Source organism: Flavobacterium sp. AK-301 (assembly GCF_058310215.1).
Map to the genome: position 1 here is coordinate 1 of NZ_JBZEES010000015.1, position 19,034 is coordinate 19,034.

At 33.3% G+C, this 19,034-nt stretch carries 13 protein-coding genes and 1 riboswitch; of the genes, 3 read left to right on the top strand and 10 right to left on the bottom strand.

Going from position 1 to position 19,034, the window contains the following annotated elements; genetic code table 11:
- Positions 1-259: 259 nt before the first annotated feature.
- The 7 genes from AC4FQX_RS14100 to AC4FQX_RS14130 all read right to left on the bottom strand — a co-directional run bounded on the left by AC4FQX_RS14100 (position 260) and on the right by AC4FQX_RS14130 (position 10,493).
- Positions 260-1,201, bottom strand: coding sequence for an NAD(P)H-dependent flavin oxidoreductase (locus tag AC4FQX_RS14100; protein WP_491168359.1), 942 nt, complete (start codon positions 1,199-1,201; stop codon positions 260-262).
- Positions 1,202-1,569: 368 nt separating this feature from the next.
- Positions 1,570-4,218, bottom strand: coding sequence for an RCC1 domain-containing protein (locus AC4FQX_RS14105; protein ID WP_491168360.1), 2,649 nt, complete (start codon positions 4,216-4,218; stop codon positions 1,570-1,572).
- Between the two features lie 30 nt (positions 4,219-4,248).
- Entirely contained in the window at positions 4,249-6,195 is a 1,947-nt protein-coding gene (locus AC4FQX_RS14110) for a hypothetical protein (RefSeq protein ID WP_491168361.1), read from the bottom strand.
- A gap of 31 nt (positions 6,196-6,226) precedes the next feature.
- Entirely contained in the window at positions 6,227-6,862 is a 636-nt protein-coding gene (locus AC4FQX_RS14115) for a phage tail-like protein (RefSeq protein ID WP_491168362.1), read from the bottom strand.
- 595 nt (positions 6,863-7,457) lie between these two features.
- On the bottom strand, positions 7,458-7,913 hold the full coding sequence (locus tag AC4FQX_RS14120; protein ID WP_491168363.1) for a helix-turn-helix transcriptional regulator: 456 nt from the start codon (positions 7,911-7,913) through the stop codon (positions 7,458-7,460).
- 273 nt (positions 7,914-8,186) lie between these two features.
- Positions 8,187-8,945, bottom strand: a complete 759-nt coding sequence (locus tag AC4FQX_RS14125) for a hypothetical protein (RefSeq protein WP_491168364.1) — start codon at positions 8,943-8,945, stop codon at positions 8,187-8,189.
- A gap of 66 nt (positions 8,946-9,011) precedes the next feature.
- Positions 9,012-10,493, bottom strand: coding sequence for a tetratricopeptide repeat protein (locus AC4FQX_RS14130; RefSeq protein ID WP_491168365.1), 1,482 nt, complete (start codon positions 10,491-10,493; stop codon positions 9,012-9,014).
- 450 nt (positions 10,494-10,943) lie between these two features.
- Here AC4FQX_RS14130 and AC4FQX_RS14135 point away from each other — a divergent pair, with 450 nt between their 5' ends.
- From AC4FQX_RS14135 to AC4FQX_RS14145, 3 genes are all read left to right on the top strand, one after another.
- The gene (locus AC4FQX_RS14135) at positions 10,944-11,813 is read left to right on the top strand and encodes an EamA family transporter (protein ID WP_491168366.1); all 870 of its coding nucleotides are present in this window, start codon (positions 10,944-10,946) and stop codon (positions 11,811-11,813) included.
- Between the two features lie 146 nt (positions 11,814-11,959).
- Positions 11,960-12,072, top strand: a riboswitch (SAM riboswitch).
- 144 nt (positions 12,073-12,216) lie between these two features.
- Positions 12,217-13,395 (top strand): trans-sulfuration enzyme family protein, encoded by a 1,179-nt coding sequence (locus tag AC4FQX_RS14140; RefSeq protein ID WP_491168367.1) that lies wholly within the window; start codon positions 12,217-12,219, stop codon positions 13,393-13,395.
- 173 nt (positions 13,396-13,568) lie between these two features.
- Positions 13,569-14,765, top strand: a complete 1,197-nt coding sequence (locus AC4FQX_RS14145; RefSeq protein ID WP_491168368.1) for a homoserine dehydrogenase — start codon at positions 13,569-13,571, stop codon at positions 14,763-14,765.
- A gap of 258 nt (positions 14,766-15,023) precedes the next feature.
- On the opposite strand, the gene mnmA is transcribed toward AC4FQX_RS14145, so the two are convergent.
- The 3 genes from mnmA to yidC all read right to left on the bottom strand — a co-directional run bounded on the left by mnmA (position 15,024) and on the right by yidC (position 19,006).
- A complete protein-coding gene (gene mnmA, locus AC4FQX_RS14150) occupies positions 15,024-16,211 on the bottom strand; it encodes a tRNA 2-thiouridine(34) synthase MnmA (RefSeq protein ID WP_491168369.1) in 1,188 nt (395 codons plus the stop codon).
- Positions 16,212-16,299: 88 nt separating this feature from the next.
- Complete coding sequence (locus tag AC4FQX_RS14155) at positions 16,300-17,010, bottom strand: toxin-antitoxin system YwqK family antitoxin (protein WP_491168370.1); 711 nt, start codon at positions 17,008-17,010, stop codon at positions 16,300-16,302.
- Positions 17,011-17,125: 115 nt separating this feature from the next.
- Entirely contained in the window at positions 17,126-19,006 is a 1,881-nt protein-coding gene (yidC, locus tag AC4FQX_RS14160) for a membrane protein insertase YidC (protein ID WP_491168371.1), read from the bottom strand.
- Positions 19,007-19,034 lie beyond the last annotated feature (28 nt).

Consider the following 19,034-nt stretch of genomic DNA (forward strand, 5'->3'; position numbering starts at 1 on the left):
GTTGGTTGTTGGTTGTTGGTTGTTGGTTGTTGGTTGTTGGTTGTTGGTTGTTGGTTGTTGGTTGTTGGTTGTTGGTTTAGGATACTGGATATTTACAGATTTTGTTTAAGGTTTAAAGTTAGCGAAGGGGAGTATTCAGTTGTCAGTATCCGTTTACAGTATTCAAAAAACCTTTGCGAACCTTGCGTAAGTCTTTGCGCCCATTGCGGTTAAACCCTACAGCTACTAATAACATTTTACATCTCACAAAAACTATCAACTATAAAAGGCTTTGTGTTTCTACAGTAGCCTTTTCAAATTCCGTAATAATCTCTTTTATAATTTCTTCAACCGGTTGTATTGTTTTTATCAATCCGGATATCTGCCCTATTTCCAGTTCACCTTCGGTCAGATCACCTTCAAACATACCTCGTTTTGATCTTCCTCTACCCAATAATCGTTTTAAATCTTCGGGAGTAGGATCTTTTGTATACAGATCCTGTATATCCTGAAAGAATTTATTTTTAATTAAACGTACCGGAGCCAGTTCCTTTAAAGTTAAATGCGTCCCTCCTTCCGGAGTATCAACGATGAGTTGTTTAAAATTATCATGTGCTGATGATTCTGTTGAAGCTGCAAAACGAGAACCCATTTGTACTCCGTCTGCTCCTAATACCATGGTTGCAAGCATTCCTCTTCCGGTAGCAATTCCACCTGCAGCAATCAGAGGGATCTGAAGCTGTTCTTTTACCATTGGAATCAGCGTTAAAGTAGTTGACTCTTCTCTTCCGTTATGTCCCCCTGCCTCAAAACCTTCTGCTACAACAGCATCAACACCTGCTTCCTGTGCTTTTAAAGCGAACTTTACACTGCTGACTACATGTACCACTGTGATTCCTTTTTCTTTTAGAAATGAAGTCCATGTTTTAGGATTTCCGGCAGATGTAAAAACAATCTTCACTCCTTCTTCAACAATAATAGTAATGATTTCTTCTATATTGGGATATAACATTGGAACATTTACTCCAAATGGTTTATCTGTCGCTTTTTTACATTTCTGAATATGTTCCCGTAATACATCCGGATACATCGAACCGGCTCCTATCAACCCCAGTCCTCCTGCATTACTTACAGCACTTGCCAGTTTATAACCGCTATTCCAGATCATTCCTCCCTGAATAATCGGATATTTAATATTAAAAAGTTTTGTAATTCTATTCATTAGTATATGAAATTCTTAGATTGGTTATTGGATTTTCCGATGGTTAGAACATCTGATATAAAAAAACAATCTCAATAAAGTTAATAAAACCAAATCTACAAAATAATTTTGTTTAGAGACTTGATTATTTGATTTTCAAACAACCCAAATTTTCAGATAAACTGAACTATTGTTCATTTTATACTATCAGTCAGAGACAAATTAATTTCACTACAAGATTAAAAATTTTAAGAAACTCCTGGATAATCAATATTGCCGCTTGTTATAAAAACAGACTGATAAACAAAAACAGGCTGCCTAAAATCACTTTTAAACAACCTGTTTTACTAAAAAAACGTATTTACTTTTTATTGTTTTTTCAATCCAACTTAATCCTTTTTTTGTATAAGGGTAGGAATGATATTCATCGGATTAACCGTAACACGCATTTTTTTGCGACCACCGATTACAATATTACAAAAATCGACTACAGGAGTATTTTCAAAATCGTATCTATTTATTGTACCTTCTCCCGGTATTCCCATACTTCCCGAAGTCATATGTCCTACATATCCGAATTTCCCCAATCGTTTATCAATAATAGGAGTAACATGCCCTCCCATTTCAACTGCAATAATATTATGAAATCCCGGTATTATTCCATCTGGTACCCTTGGTAAAAGTACAATACCTCCGGAAGCTCCTAAACGTGCACTACTATTTTCTCCCCAAAAATAAGGCACACCATCCTCATCAATCGCTCCGGCTGCACCATCAGAATCATCATGGAGAGTGGCTGTAATGAACTTAATGTTTTCCAGATAGCCGGTACCTGATCCTACTCCTGATACTGGGCTTTTTACTGTCTGCCAAGTAGTCGAAGATAGTATCGAATTAATACCTAAAAGCCCAAAATTTCCTTCTCCTAAAGAATACACTCTTTTATTCTCTCCTAAAACAAAATAAGTAGCGCTTTCTTTGTTGTTAGTCAGAGCCGTCATTTTAACCTTGCTTATTGCTGAAGGAAGTGTCATTTGAGTTGGAACAGATAAAATTTGAGATGCTGAACCATCTCCTAAATAAACATTAGTCCCCCAGGTATATAATCCTCCTGAATTAGTTACTGCCAATGCCTGACCAGAACTGTTGATTTTAATAGAAACTACCTGCCTAATTGCTGCTTTATGCCATGCATTATCTATAACAGTACTTCCATCTCCATAAATAGCAGGATAAACAGTACTATAATCTCCAGCTACAATATACACCTCTCCTAATTTGGTTAACAACACTAGATTACCATAACTCGCACTCATATTCTTTATATTTTCAGGAGCAATACCAGCTGGCAGCTGAATCTTTGAAAACCCAGTACTAGTAGTCCATCCTGTAGGAATAGACATGTTTTTCCAAGGTCCCCAGGTATACAATCCTTCTGTTGACAGTATAAAATACTGACTTGGATCACCTCCACCAGTTTCCCCTCCTAATGTTGCCAATCTGATTTTTCCTTCATAAGTAAATCCATTTTCCGGAATCATAGGAGTAGGCGTTTCCAGATCACCTGAGTCAGTAGGATTAGTTGCCTGTCCGAATATGGAAAAACCGTCTTTAGTCGTTACTATAGTAGAATGGAAAATAGATTGTGCTAAATTGGTATCGCTGCTGAGATTTTCTAAATCAGAACAATGTGAATCTTCCTCCAAAAGAATTCCTTCTCCTGTACAGACATTTTTAGTAATATCCAGCCAATACATATTATTTGGAAGAGTATATCCCTGTGCTGAAACAACCATTCCATACTGATTTACTGTAACCGGACTGTTTCCTAATATTCCATCTTTATCATCATCTAAGAAACCAACCTCCAAAACATCATTACAACTATCGCCATCTGCATTCAAATCCTTATGATTCGGGATTCCGTCTCCATCTAAATCTTCTCCTTCACATGCTGCTTTCGGATATAAAGACGGCATATAATGCCCCACTACTCCGGTAATTTCTCTAAGAGTTCGGATATAAGAAGTAGTTCCTGCTGTACCCAACAAACGATAATAGCGGTACATCCCCTGATTTTTAGTAACCAAAATAGGAACTGGATTAGAAGTTCCCAACTGTTTATTCTCTGTTAAATCCGTCCAGCTCAGACCATCACTTGATCCCTGCAAAATCCCTTTGGATCCGGTGCTGAAAATAGAGCTACTAAAAGTTAATACAAAAGAAGAATATTCAATATTCAAAGCCAACCTGGTGCTTAACCTGAAAATCTCTTTGCCTTGTAAAGGAGTCGAATCAGGAATAGTAATTCCTCCTGCATCAGTTACTCCATCTACCAGTTCTGTCAACATTCCGCCAGTATAAGGTAAAGTAGTACTAACCTCAAGCACTTCTCTTTTATCTCCGGTTTCAAAAACATTTTTAAGAGTAAAACATCCAGGTGATTCAATATGATCATAAATACCATCATTATCATCATCTACATCAAATAGATCCCAGACACCATCTCCATCGGCATCTTCTGTAATCTTAATCTCTTTCAGTTTATAATATAACAACGGACCAGCATAGCTATGATCCTGAACTGCTCCATGTGAATCTACCGTAACCGGACTATTTCCTAAAACACCATCCGCATCAGGATCAGAATAACCAGCTTCCAGTACATCAAAAACACCATCACCATCCGCATCTAAATCCTGATGATTTGGGATTCCGTCTCCATCTATATCCTCTCCTTCACATTTTACTTTTGGATAGAAAGAAGGTATATAATTACCAACCGTTCCGGTAATTTCTCTAAGAGTTTGGATACTACCAATAGTAGTTCCTGCTGTACCCCACAAACGATAATATCGGTACATTCCTTGATTTTTAGTAACCAAAATAGGAACCGGATTAGAAGTTCCCAGCTGCTTATCCTCCGTTAAATCCGTCCAGTTCAAACCATCGTTTGATCCCTGAAAAATCCCTTTGGATCCTGTTCTGAAAATAGAGCTACTAAAAGTTAATACAATAGAAGAATATTCAATACCCATCGCTAATTTTGTGGTCAGTCTAAAAATTTCCTAATTTTGTAAAGAAGTGTTAACTGGAATCATAATTCCATATGTAAAGGTTACCACCCCATCTACTAACTGTTCCAAAGTTCCGTTAGTATAGGGTAAAGTAGTACTAACTCCTAATTGTTCTCTTCGATCTCCAGTTTCATACACTTTTTTCTCAAACTCAAAACAAGCTGGTGATTCGATATGATCATAAATACCGTCATTATCATCATCAATATCGAATACATCCCAGACACCATCACCATCCGTATCTTTTGTTGCATCAATTGCTACGATTTTATAATATTCATAGGGTACATTATAACTATGACCGAGAACTGCCCCATATCGATCTACTGTAACAGGTTTACTCCCTACTATTCCATCCCCATCAGGATCTGAAAACCCGGCTTCCAATACATCAGATGCACCATCCCCATCAGCATCTGAATCCTGATGATTCAGTTGACCATCACCATCTAAATCTTCGTCTTCACATTTTTCTTTCAGATAGAAAGACGGTATATAATTCCCAACCGTTCCGGTAATTTCTATAAGAATTCGGTTACCGGCAATAGTAGATCCTGCTGTACCCAACAAACGATAATAGCGGTACATCCCCTGATTTTTAGTAACCAAAATAGGAACCGGATTAGAAGTTCCCAATTGCTTATTCTCTGTTAAATCCGTCCAGCTCAGACCATCACTTGATCCCTGCAAAATCCCTTTGGATCCGGTGCTGAAAATAGAGCTACTAAAAGTTAATACAATAGAAGAATATTCAATACCAATCGCTAATTTTGTGGTCAGTCTAAAAATTTCCTGATTTTGTAAAGAAGTGCTAGCTGGAATCGTAACGCCCCCTACATTGATTATTCCATCTACTAACTCTCGTGGAGTTCCACCACGATAGGGTAAAGTAGTACTAACCTCCAATTGTGCAGTTTGATCTCCGGTTTCATAGACTTTTTTATCCAATTCAAAACAACCCGGTGATTCAATATGGTCATAAATACCATCATTATCATCATCAATATCGAATACATCCTGAACACCATCTCCATCAGTATCTTTAGTAGCATCAATGGTTGCAATTTTATAATATTCATAGGGTACATTATAGCTATGACCAAGAACCGCTCCATTTGAATCAACCATAATACCTGCCATCCCGTTAGTATTACCTGAAAATCCAGCTTCAAGTACATCAAAAGCACCATCACCATCCGCATCTAAATCCTGATGATTCAGTTGACCATCACCATCCAAATCCTCCCCTTCACATTTTGCTTTTGGATAGAAAGAAGGTATATAATTCTCAACTGTTCCAGTAATTTCTATAAGATCCCGACTATATACTACCGTCTTACCTACCGTACCCAATAAGCGATAATAGCGATACATTCCCTGATTTTTAGTAACCAAAATAGGAACCGGATTAGAAGTTCCCAGCTGTTTATCCTCCGTTAAATCCGTCCAGCTCAGACCATCATTTGATCCCTGCAAAATCCCTTTAGGCCCAGTATTAAAAATAAAACTACTAAGGGTTAATGTAATAGAAGAATACGCTATCCCAGAAGCCAGCTTCGTTGTTAGTCTGAAAATCTCAAGATTCTCTATAGGGATCGAAGCAGGAATTTTAATTCCTCCTGCATTAGTTACTCCATCTACCAGTTCTGCCAACCTTCCACCAGTATAGGGTAAAGTAGTACTAACATCAAACAACTCTGTTCGATCTCCACTTTCATAAATTGCTTTATTCAGGTAAAAACAACCCGGTGATTCAATATGGTCATAAATACCATCATTATCATCATCAATATCTAAAGCATCAATAATTCCGTCACAATCAAAATCATTTGGACAGCCCGTTTGCTGCCCATAGATAACAGAGGTAAAATTCAATAAAGAAAGGAAAAGAAAAAAAGAAAAGATTTTTCTTCCTCTATACTTTTTAGTATGTATCATAAAAAAATTAATCTGATTCATTGTTTCTGTATTATTTAACAACAAGAATAATATTCATAAAATCACTACTGTCACTATTACTCTGGGCATCTACCTTTACTTTGTAAGTTAAAACACCTTCCGTACTTACTTTTACATCTTCAAAAACAACTTTACTATAGGCCGTTACATAATAATATAAATCTTCTGCTGAACCAAAAAAAGGAATTTGTGCAGGTGCACCTTCACTCGCTACTACCGGCATAGAAAATTGTTTTTTATACAACTCAAACAAATTATATGAACCTGATGAAGAACTAATATCTAATGCTATTGAGGGCATATAAAAGAATTTTACTATATTTCCGCTAATACAGATCCAGTCCGGTGCCTCCGGGGTACCAATATTTTGACTTAAACATTGCTTGTCTTTATTATAAACCAATAAACCGTTAGCCGGATTTTTAATAGACGACGTGCTATTATTATTTGTCAAACCGGAAACTCTGGGAATCAATACTCCGGTAGTATCACTTTTTACTTCTAAAGAGGAACTGGAATCCGGAGTTAAAGTTCCTATACCGGAACCTCTATGATATTTTTTATCTGTAGTTTGTGCAGATAACGAAAAGGAAATAAAAAGGAACATCAATATAGTTAGTTGAAATAAGAAATTGGTATTTTTCATTATGGTATTATTTATTATTTATTATTTTCAGTGCTATCTTCTCCATACAATCATGTATAAGAACTTTTTTTAAAGCTTATCAAAAATTCACAATGATCTGTTAGAACCCGGAGCGCATAGTTCTTTTTTTATTGATAATCATGCCCTCTATCTATTCCTTATTTTCCGAATAGTCTTCTGTTTAAATACAAACGTGCAAATAAACAACAATAAAAAAAAAACTAAAAAAAAAGAGGTAGTCATTAGTAGTCATTACACGTTAAACGTTGAAAATAAACAATTTAAACACCTTTATTTACTATCCAACAAAAACAACTTTCTTATAATAAATAAAAGATTTATTTTTAAGCTTAATACCATCTAACCTTCATCTGTCTTGAAATAACGACACACAAAAATTCATGTTTTTTTGTTTGGGCATAAACTAAAACACATCTACAGAACTAAATAAAAACTTATAAAATAAAAAATAGTAGTAAACATACGCTTACTACTATTTTAAAAATTATACTTTTATCGGTATTAATCTTGTATCTTTTTTTTTCAGAATCAGATCAGTTTTGTTTATTATTAAAAATATTTCAATCCCCTGTTACTAAATATTCATAATCCACATGGTAAAATCTTCATTTGAAAATAAAAGATTAAGCTTCTTTTTTACCCTGTATTTTCTGCTTTCAATAGATTCTACTGTAGTATTTAAATTTTGTGCAATTTCTTTTGTTATAAACCCAAGTTTTATCATTGCACAAAGTATCAGCTCATTAGGAATAAGCATTACCCCTCCTGATTTTTCAGATATTTTTCCTACAAAATCAGGATATAATTCCTGAAATTTAATAAAAAAGGAAGCATCTCTGTTTTTTGCCAGTCGGAATACTTCTTCAAATGTAACAGCGTTGGATGTTATTAATTGCTGTAATTCTTTTTCCTTATTTTTCAGTAATTCGGTGTTATTTTTTCTTTTTAATCGTTCTGATTTTAATCTTTTATAAAATAAAAATAATATAACTGCAATTATTATATTGATTCCTATTAAATAAAATTTCACCTTCTGCAATCTGAAAGTATCATTTTTGTAACGCTTCTCTTTTTCTTTAATAACATATTCTACAGACTCATTTACTGTTTTTTTATTTAATATAGCAAGACTGTCTGTTAACTGAATATAAGAATTAATTGATTCCTTAGCTCCCTCATCATTACCCGTAGTTTTATATACTTTTGATAATCCGAAATAACAATCTTTTAAAAGAAATCCCCATTGAAGTTTTTTTGCCTTAGCAATCGCTTCATTATAATAAATAATAGATTGATTGTATTCTTATTTTATATAATACAACTCTCCTAAAAATTTAAGTGTTTTAGTCTGTCCATATTTATAATCTATTTTATCAGCAAAAAACAGACTCTTTTTCAAATAATACTCTGCAGAACCATTCTTTTTTAATGAAATAAAGTCAACACCCAATTCTAAAGCAGCAGCAGATAATCCTTCATTTTTCAAAAAGGTCTCTTTTTTCATCTGCAAAAATTCATCATAACTTTTCTTACTATAATATAATAACGAATCATTTAGTATATCATGTTGGGCAACAAAAATACTCACTATTACCCTATAAATAAACCCTCTCTTCCTGTGCTGTTCATCCTGATCTTTAATCATATCAGTAATAGCGAATCCTTTATTCAGTTCTTTTCTGGCAACAGTATAAAGACCCATATGAGTAAAACACATTGCTTTTAATCTAGAAATATCAGATAATAATATAGCATCCTGAATGGTATTTGCTTCTGTTTCTGCTTTGGAAATATAAATTAAAGCTTCTTTAAATTGATATAGATTATAATATCCTTTACCAATATAGATATAAGCAGATGCAAGTCCTTTAGTATATTTTATTTTTTTTGAAGCAGACACAATTTCCAGACTTAACGGAATTGCTTTATCCGGAACATTTCCCATATAACTGTAAACAATATTCAATAAACTATCTATCTGTTTCTCATTATAAACTTGAGCAGAAACAGTAGTATTAAAAAACAGAAAATATAATACTGAAAATAATAAACAGTCTTTCATAAAACATATACTTAAACATAACAAAAATAGTCATAAAATAATTTATGACTATTTTAATAAATAAAATTAAATATTCATTATCCAGACGGTGAAATCTTCATTTGAAAACAACATATTGAATTTCTTTTTTAATCTGTATCTCCTACTCTCTACAGCTTCTACTGTTGTGTTTAAATTTTGTGCAATCTCTTTTGTAGTAAAGCCCATTTTTATCATGGCACACATTATCAGTTCAGAAGAAATTAATATTGAATTTACTGTCTTAGAAGAAATTTTTTCAATAAAATCAGGATATAATTCCTGAAACCGGATAAAAAAAGAAGTATCCTTATTCCTTGCCAGATCTGCTACTTCTTTAGCAGTAACAACATTCAGATCAACCAACCGTTTTAATTCTCTATGCTGTTTTTTTAGTAGTATTCCTTTCTTTTTCCGAATTATTCTTTCTGATTTTAACTTCTTATAGAAAAAAAATAAAAGAAAAAAAATAACTACATTTATACCAATAAGAAATATCTTTTCTTTCAGTAATTTTTTTGTGATATCACTAAACAAATCTTCTTTATTCTTAAGGAAAGAATCAATTGATTCATTTAGTAATTCTTTATCTTTTTTTAATAAAATATTTTCCAATGTGATATAATTATTAAGACTTTCTTTCTCTAAGACTATATCATTCAGTCTCTTATATGACTTTGAAAGCTCCATATAAATACATCTCAAGAGATAAATATGTTTAATTTTCTCTGCTTCAGTAATCGCCTTTCTGTAATAAATAACAGATTGATCATACTGTTTTTTTGTATGATATAATATTCCTAAATTATAATAGGCGGCTCCTTTTGCATAGGTATAATCTATCTGAGTTGCTAATTCCAGACTTTTATTAAAATAGTATTCCGCAGAATCATTTTCTTTGAGTTTCATATAATTAATCCCCAAACCTAAAAGACTATGGAATAATCCCATATTTTTAATCCGTGTTTCTTTTCTTATTTGCAAAAACTCATTATAACTTTCTTTTTTGTAAAATGTTATTAAACTCTGCGGCTGATCTGTCCGTTCAGCCAAATTTGCCAAAGCAGTATAAACAAGCCCTTTTCTTCTTCTTTTTTTATCAGCATCTGCGATTTTATCAGCAATCATTAATCCTTTTTCCAGTTCTGTTTTAGCTGTAGTATATAACCCCAAATTCATATAACAAAGCCCTTTTAATCGAATAATATCAACTAAAAGCTCATCTTCTTTAATAGTTTCTATTATTTCTTCCGCCTTAAAAGCATAAAACAATGTTTTTTTAAGCTGATCAGTATCATAACATTCTTCAGTTATATAAGTATAGGCTAAAGCAACCCCTTTTGAATATCCTATTTCTTGAGAATAGGTAATAATCTGGAAACTTAGAGGAATTGTCTGATCAGAAGATGTTCCCCGAAATTCATGAACTAAAAATAATAAACTATCAATTTGTTTTTCGTCATAAAATTGACCAAAAGCAACAATCGTATTAAAAAAATAAAATATGGGAAAAATAAAATAATTTTTCATAAAAAATAATTCTAAAATTTTATATTTTTACAATAAACCCTAATTACAAAACACTATATTTTTATGGGACAGTACGGTTATTTAGTATTTCAAATTAAGACAATCGCAAAGAAATAAATTTAGAAAAATACAACCAAAAAATGAAGTTGTCATTAGTTGTCATTTAGTTATTTTAAAAAACAACACACTATATATCAAATTATTATAATTTTATTTTTCACACACTACTCAATTCTACTCACAGTTTCATCAACTCTGGTTTATTAATCTAAAAAAGAGTAACCAGATTGAATATTCTGATATTTAATGATTAAATTTTTTATTTTATAATGTCATTCAGAAACGAATTAATTCCTTTACAAAATCACAGATTTTATAAAACATAAAGCATTTAAATATTCAAAAAAACAGTCTAAATTTGCTCAGACTATTTTCATTAAATAAAAATCAATGTTATATATCATTCTAAGTATATTCTGCAGCGTTACAGTGGCAGTATTATTAAAACTAGCAAAACGCCACAATATAAGTATCACTCAGATCGTCACCTGGAATTATTTTTTTGCTCTTCTCCTTTGTTTTTTTACCTTTAAACCCGATTTGAGTACTGTAAATCAACAAGCACCATGGTCTGTTTATCTCTCATTAGGAATTTTACTACCTACAATCTTCCTGTTTCTTGCTGCTTCCGTAAAACATATCGGAATTGTAAAAACAGATATTGCGCAACGACTATCCTTATTTATCCCCATAATAGCTTCTTATTTTATCTTTAAAGAAGACTTTAATACCCTGAAAATAGGTGGAATCCTCATTGGATTTATAGCTATATTTTTTACACTGTCAAAAAAGAATAGTCTTAATACAGCCCAAAATAATAATTGGTTCTATCCCATTATAGTTCTTTTGGGATTTGGAATTATTGATATACTGTTTAAACAAATTGCATTACATAAAAACATAGTTTATACCACCTCCCTGTTCACTGTTTTTGGTTGTGCTTTTATTGTAGCAATTGCTATTGTCTGCTATCAGCTGATAAAAGGTATTACAAAGCTCGAAATTCGAAACTTCTTATTCGGAAGTATTTTAGGTCTTTTCAATTTTGGAAATATCCTATTTTATCTCAAAGCACATAAAGCCCTTTCAGAAAATCCGTCAACCGTATTCGCTGCTATGAATATGGGAGTAATTGTAGTAGGCAGTTGCATTGGCATTTTATTTTTTAAAGAAAAAATGTCCCAGATTAATTATATCGGAATCGTACTTGCTTTACTTTCAATTTTCTTTATTACATTATCTCAAATCTACTCTTTTTAAAAGAAAACAAACTTTTTTAAATAAAAAAATATAATTATAATACACTGATTATAATCATGTTAAAAATTAGTTTTAATTTTTTTTGAAATTAATTTGGAAATTAATTTTTTTCTATTGTACATTTGTACCAGTTCTTTAAAAGATTATTCTTATCCAGAAAGACCGAGGGAATTGACCCGATGACGTCTTGGCAACCTGTTCGATTTATTCGTATAAGGTGCCACATTCAACCTTTGCATTTTGCAGGGACAGATAAGCTTAGAAAACAGCAGTTTATTACCTCAACATAATAATATGCTCTTCTGACTTATCGGGAGAGCATTTTTTATTTCCGCTCTTCTGATATCTGGTTTTGAATTTTTTTTGAGAAAAAATTATTTAAAAACTAAAAATTTATTTAAAGATGAAAGAGCAAACACAAATCCTAAACAGTATTCCCGTAGATGAATTAACCGGTTCAATCTCAGTGCCAATTTACCAAACTTCTACATTCGTTCAGGAAGCCCCCGGAGTTCACAAAGGTTTTGATTACGCCCGCAGTAATAATCCAACACGAAAAGTACTGGAAGATATTATTGCCAAACTGGAAAAAGGAACTAACGGTTATGCCTTTGCCAGCGGACTTGCCGCAATTGATGCCGTTGTAAAATTATTAAAAGCAGGAGATGAAGTCATTGCCGTAGACGATATTTACGGAGGTGCTTTCAGACTATTCACCCACGTTTATGAAAAATTCGGTATCAAAGTAACCTATGTAGATGCTACAGACGCTACTAATGTAGCCAAAGCAGTAACTCCAAATACAAAACTAATCTGGATCGAATCCCCAACTAACCCGACCTTAAAAATATCAGACATCAGAGCAATCGCTAAAATTGCAAAAGAAAGCAACAGCCTTCTATGCGTTGATAATACCTTTGCTTCCCCTATTGCTCAAAGACCTATTGAATTGGGAGCTGACATTGTAGTACACAGTGCTACTAAATACATTTCAGGGCACAGTGATCTGATTGCAGGATTAGTAGTTACAGCAACACAGGAACTTGGAGATAAAATTAAATTTATTCAGAATGCATCCGGTGCAATCCTCGGACCTTTTGACAGCTGGTTAGTAATTCGTGGTATCGAAACACTTACATTACGTATCAGACAACATGCAGACAATGCGCTAAAAATAGCTCAATTCCTAACCACTGAAAAACTGATCAAAAACGTTTACTATCCCGGTTTACCTACGCACCAAAATCATGAAATTGCAAAATCACAACAAAAATATTTTGGCGGAGTAGTTACTTTCGATCTTATAATTGATGATAAAGAACTGGCTACACAAATCGTATCTAACACTAAATTATTCAAACTCGCAGAAAGCCTTGGTGGTGTAAAAAGTTTATGTTGCCTTCCATGCGAAATGACTCATAAATCCATTCCAGCAGAAAAACGCTATCAGTCCGGTGTAACAGACAGTTTAATCCGTTTATCCGTAGGACTCGAAGATGCTGACGATCTGATAGACGATTTAAAACAAGCTATTGCAACAGCAGTAAAACAACAAGCAAAACAAGAAGTAAGCTCTAACTAATATCATTCAGCTTTTGAAATCAACGGAAAAATAAAGTGTATATTCTTAAAAAAAGAATCAAAAGCCAAGAAGAAAGAAAATAAAACAGAGTGCTACACTTAAAAATAAAATAGTTCTCAGATTCTTTCAGAGCAGAATATACTCTGAAAGAATCAAAATAATAAAATCAGGAAATGTCAAGAAAAAAATTAAACATAGGATTATTCGGGTTTGGATGCGTTGGTTTCGGACTATATGAAGTACTACAGAAAACGCCGGGATTAAAAGCAAATATTAAAAATATCTGCGTAAAGGATCACAACAAGAAAAGAGAGATTGGAGCAGAAAATTTCACTTTTGATAAAAATGATATTTTCAATGATCCCGAGATCAATGTCGTAGTCGAGCTGATCGACGATGCAGACGCTGCTTTTGAAATTGTTTCTACAGCACTGAAAAGCGGAAAAGCAGTCGTTTCTGCCAATAAAAAAATGGTTGCAGAACATTTTACAGAACTACTCGAATTACAACGCAAATATAATGTTCCATTATTATATGAAGCCGCCTGCTGCGCCAGTATGCCAATCATTAGAAATCTGGAAGAATACTATGATAATGACCTTCTCGAATCAATCGAAGGAATCGTAAATGGTTCTACTAATTATATTCTAACAAAAACCTTTACCGATAATATATCTTATGACGAAGCCTTAAAACAGGCGCAGGATAACGGTTATGCAGAAAGTAACCCTATTCTGGATACCGGAGGATTTGATGCAAAATACAAACTACTTATTTTACTTGCACATTCCTTTGGTTATATTGCGCAACCCGAAGATCTTTTTAATATCGGTATCAACAACATCGGTGGACTAGAGTTAAAATATGCCCGTGAAAAAGGATTAAAAATTAAACTGATCGCTCAGGCTTTTAAAACACAGGAAGGTAAAATAGCCGCTTTCGTACTTCCTAAATTTATAGATAGTGAAAACAGACTCTTTAATGTCGATGATGTGTTTAACGGAGTACTTACTAAAACCAGTTTTGCCGACACTCAATTCTTTGTAGGGAAAGGTGCAGGGGCTCATCCAACAGCTTCCGCAGTATTGTCAGATATATCCGCTTTAACCTATGACTATCAGTATGAATATAAAAAAATAAAACAACAGGAAAATTTAATTCTGTCTGATGATGTAAATCTGAAAGTATTTCTGAGACACCAGAATGAAGACGCTACTGCTTTAAAAAAATATTTTAAAAAAGTAGATGAGTCTTATCTAAACCACGAAGCAGGATATATTACCGGAACTATTTCTTTGGAGAATTTAAAAGAAATACAATCCAATGAGAATTTGAAAAAATCATTTATCCTTCTGGATATTTTAAACTGATATAAAATACGGTTTCGTACCTTTTTATAACCAACCCTAAATATTTAAGTTTCATTTGTTTGTTGAAAAAAGCTGTTCTTCTTTTAGAGCAGCTTTTTTATTTTTTATACACTAGCGCAAGGTTCTAGCTTATGCCCACAAAGAAAATAAACAACGCAATAAATCTAATTCTTTTCAGATTTCTGATATATCTATAATGAAAAAGACCATTCTATAATAAGAACAGTCTTTATAATATGGTAATAAAAATATTTTACTTTATGAAATCACACCGGAACCAAGTAACTCTTCTCCCAGATACCAGGCAACAAACTGCCCTTCGGTAATAGCAGACTGCGGTTCTTTAAAGGAAACATACATTCCGTTTTTAAACTGATGTAAGGTAGCCTGTTGCAATTCCTGACGATAACGAATTCGTGCCATTACGTCCATAGTTTCCCCATTAGCCAAAGCTAAATCTTCTCTGATCCAGTGGATCTCTGATCGGTCTACAAACAATGCTTTTTTAAACAATCCCGGATGCTGACTCCCCTGACCGGTATAGATCGTATTCGTCACTACATCCGTAGCGATAATAAACAAAGGTTCTACCGTTCCTCCTACCCCAAGCCCTTTACGCTGACCATTGGTAAAATAATGTGCTCCCTGATGTTTTCCTACAATTTTACCAACTGCAGGAGTATAAGGAACATTTTGAGATTCAAAGATCAGTTTTTGTTCTTCACTTTCAAATTGTGGAGTCTCCGTATTATAAATCGGATCCTTCGCATTTACTTCAATAATAGCACCTTCCTTTGGCTGTAGTTTTTGTTGTAGAAATTCCGGCAATCTTACCTTTCCGATAAAACACAATCCCTGAGAATCTTTTTTATCAGCAGTAACCAAATCCATTTTAGCCGCAATCTCACGTACTTCCGGTTTCATTAATTCACCAATAGGAAATAACGATTTCGCCAGTTGTTCCTGTGACAGCTGACATAAAAAATAGGACTGATCTTTATTACCATCTGCACCGGAAAGAAGCTGATAAATCTCTTTACCATCCTTCTCAATAGTACCTTTACGGCAATAGTGACCCGTTGCCACATAATCCGCCCCAAGACTTAATGCGATCTTCATAAACACATCAAACTTGATTTCACGATTACACAGCACATCCGGATTAGGCGTACGTCCCTTTTCATATTCATTGAACATATAATCTACAATACGTTCTTTATATTGTTCGCTCAGATCAACCGTCTGAAACGGAATACCTAATTTCTCAGCAACCAGCAAAGCATCATTACTATCCTCTAACCAGGGACACTCATTAGAAATAGTAACCGTATCATCGTGCCAGTTCTTCATAAAAAGACCAATCACCTCATAGCCCTGCTCCTGAAGCAAATAAGCTGCAACACTTGAATCCACACCACCTGAAAGACCTACAACAACACGTTTCATTCTATTATAATTGAAAGATTAAAATTAAGAAAATCAAAACATTGCAATTCCAATGTTTGAAATTTTATGCAAAAATACTACTAATTATTTAGTTCGTCTTTGCTTTTACAGATTTCTTAACTTGATCCATATTTTCTTCCTTTACCAACTTTCCTTTTTCAAAAGATTTCCAGATACCACTTTTCTTTCCATTCTTAAATTTCCCTCTCATCAGTACTACTCCTCTGGAATTAGAATACACCGCCTCTCCTTCATATTTTCCATCTTTAAAATTAGACTTCTCCAAAACAGTTCCTTTTTCAGTATATTTTTTATATACCCCATTCTTTACTCCCTTATCATAATTCGTTTCCTCAGCAAGTTTACCGTTAGGATAAAATACCGTTCTGACACCTTGTAACTTTCCGTCTACATAATTTTCCAGCGTCATAATCTTTGGTGATTCCTTATGATAATATTTCCATTCACCATCATATTCTTTACTGCTTACAAGCACTTTACCTTCACTCACCTTATTCTTTTTATGATCATAGAAAATAATATATACGCTGTTCTTATCATAATTGAATTCTCTCGTTGCCATTAAAGTCTTTTTAGCAACATTATCATAATAATTAAAAACACCTATCTCTTTACCATGATCAAAAGTGCCCTCATAGCGTATATTTTTCGTGTCCTCATAAACACCCGTCCATAATCCGTGTCGATTTCCGTCCACATCTTTCTGATTCGTTTCCTGAGCATATAATCCTCCCGAAAGCACAGATATTGCAGCAATAAGATAAATCCTGATTTTCATATTCTGTAAACTAATTTATTTGATTATCATTATAACTTCTAAGGTATAGAAATTATTTCATCTGACTTCATTTCAAAATAAAAAAGCATCCGTTGTGGCGGATGCTTTTTTATTTTTATTTTTTAATATTTTTCTGTTGCTCTGCCTGCTCCATCATTTCCTGCATCTTACGTTGGAAACGATTTTGTTTTTTAGGTTTTGCTTTATTCTCCTGAATTTTAGCATGTAACCTCGCATCATTAACAATATAGTTTTTAATAACAAACATGATTCCGATTGTAATAGTATTAGATATAAAGTAATACAAACTCAATCCCGAAGCATAGTTATTAAAGAAAATCAACATCATAACAGGTGAAACATAGATCATGATTTTCATGATTTTACCCATATCCGGCATACCTTCCTGTTGTGGCTGTGCCATCGTCTGATCTCCCGTAGTCATTTTCATATAAAAGAAAATCGCTAAAGAAGCTAATATTGGAAACAAACTCACATGATTTCCATAAAATGGAATATAGAATGGTAAATTGATTACCGCGTCATAAGATGATAAATCATCTGCCCACAGGAATCCTTTTTGTCTTAATTCTACCGCAGACGGGAAGAACTGAAATAAGGCATAAAAGACGGGAATCTGCATCAGAGCCGGTAAACACCCTGCCATAGGACTCACACCTGCTTTATTATACAGTTTCATCGTTTCCTGTTGTCTCTTCATCGGATCTTTGAACTTCTCATTAATCTCATTTACTTCCGGACGAATAATTTTCATTTTCGCCTGAGATAAATACGATTTATACGTTACCGGAGACATTACCAATCTTACCAAAATAGTAAAAATAATAATTGCAATACCATGAGGAATAAATCCACTTAAGAAACTATATACAGGAATGAATATAAAACGATTGATCCATCCGAAAATACCCCATCCTAATGGAACAATTTCATCCAGATTTTTTTTATATTCTTTTAATATTTTATAATCCGTTGGTCCATAATACCAGTTCATTGTATAGTTCAGCTCACCACCTTTTAAAACTAAAGGTACAATAGCAGAAAAATTCTTAGTGAAAACAGTATCTATTTCCTGATCGTGTACTAAATTTTTAGAAACCAGTTTAGCAGAAGTAAAAGGAGTATCTGTTAACAGAATAGAACTAAAAAAGTGTTGCTTGAATGCTACATAAGTTACATCTGTAGGATTCTCTTCCTTATTGTCTCCCTGACCTACATGGCTTGTTTTTCCGTTTTTGTACTCATAATTTACTTCCGTATAACGGTTTTCATACGATACACTTTTCTCATTTCGGTACGATTTCAGATCCCAAACCATATTTAATGGTTTTGAAGCATTTAAAACCGTATTCAGACCTTGTGAACGAATAGAGAAATCTAACATATACTCGTTAGGTTTCATTACATATCTATATTCCAAAAATTGATTTTCAGAAGCTTTTAATCGTAAAGTCAATACCTGATTTTCACCTTCTTTAGTAAGAACAGGCTGAAAAGTAAGGTCTTTTGTATTTAAAGTACGGTTATCCTGAATCTGTAATTCAATATTCAGCTGTGCATTATTATCTTTAATGATCTTCACTAATTCACCAGATCCTTTATAAAACTGCTCAAACTTTTTTACTGTAGCTTCAACAATATACCCCCCTTTATTAGCAATTTTTAATGACAATAAATCATTTTCTATTGTAGTATAGCTTTCTTTCGAAGCAGGAAGTGTTGCAGAATATGCGAAGTTACCTAAAGCTCCTTTTAAATTTGCTAATTGTTCGGCATTAGCAGTGGAATCTGCTGTAGTAACAGGAGCCTGTAACGGTTCTGGGTCTATATTTCCACTGGTAACAACTTGTTCTTGTTTTGCTTTAGTATCTTTCTCTTGCGGTTTCGATTGATTATTGTACAGTATCCAGATCAGGATTCCAAAGATCAAAACAAAACCAATAATTGAATTGATGTCTAACTTTTTTTCTTCCATTGTTCTACTTTAAAATAGCTTACGCTAC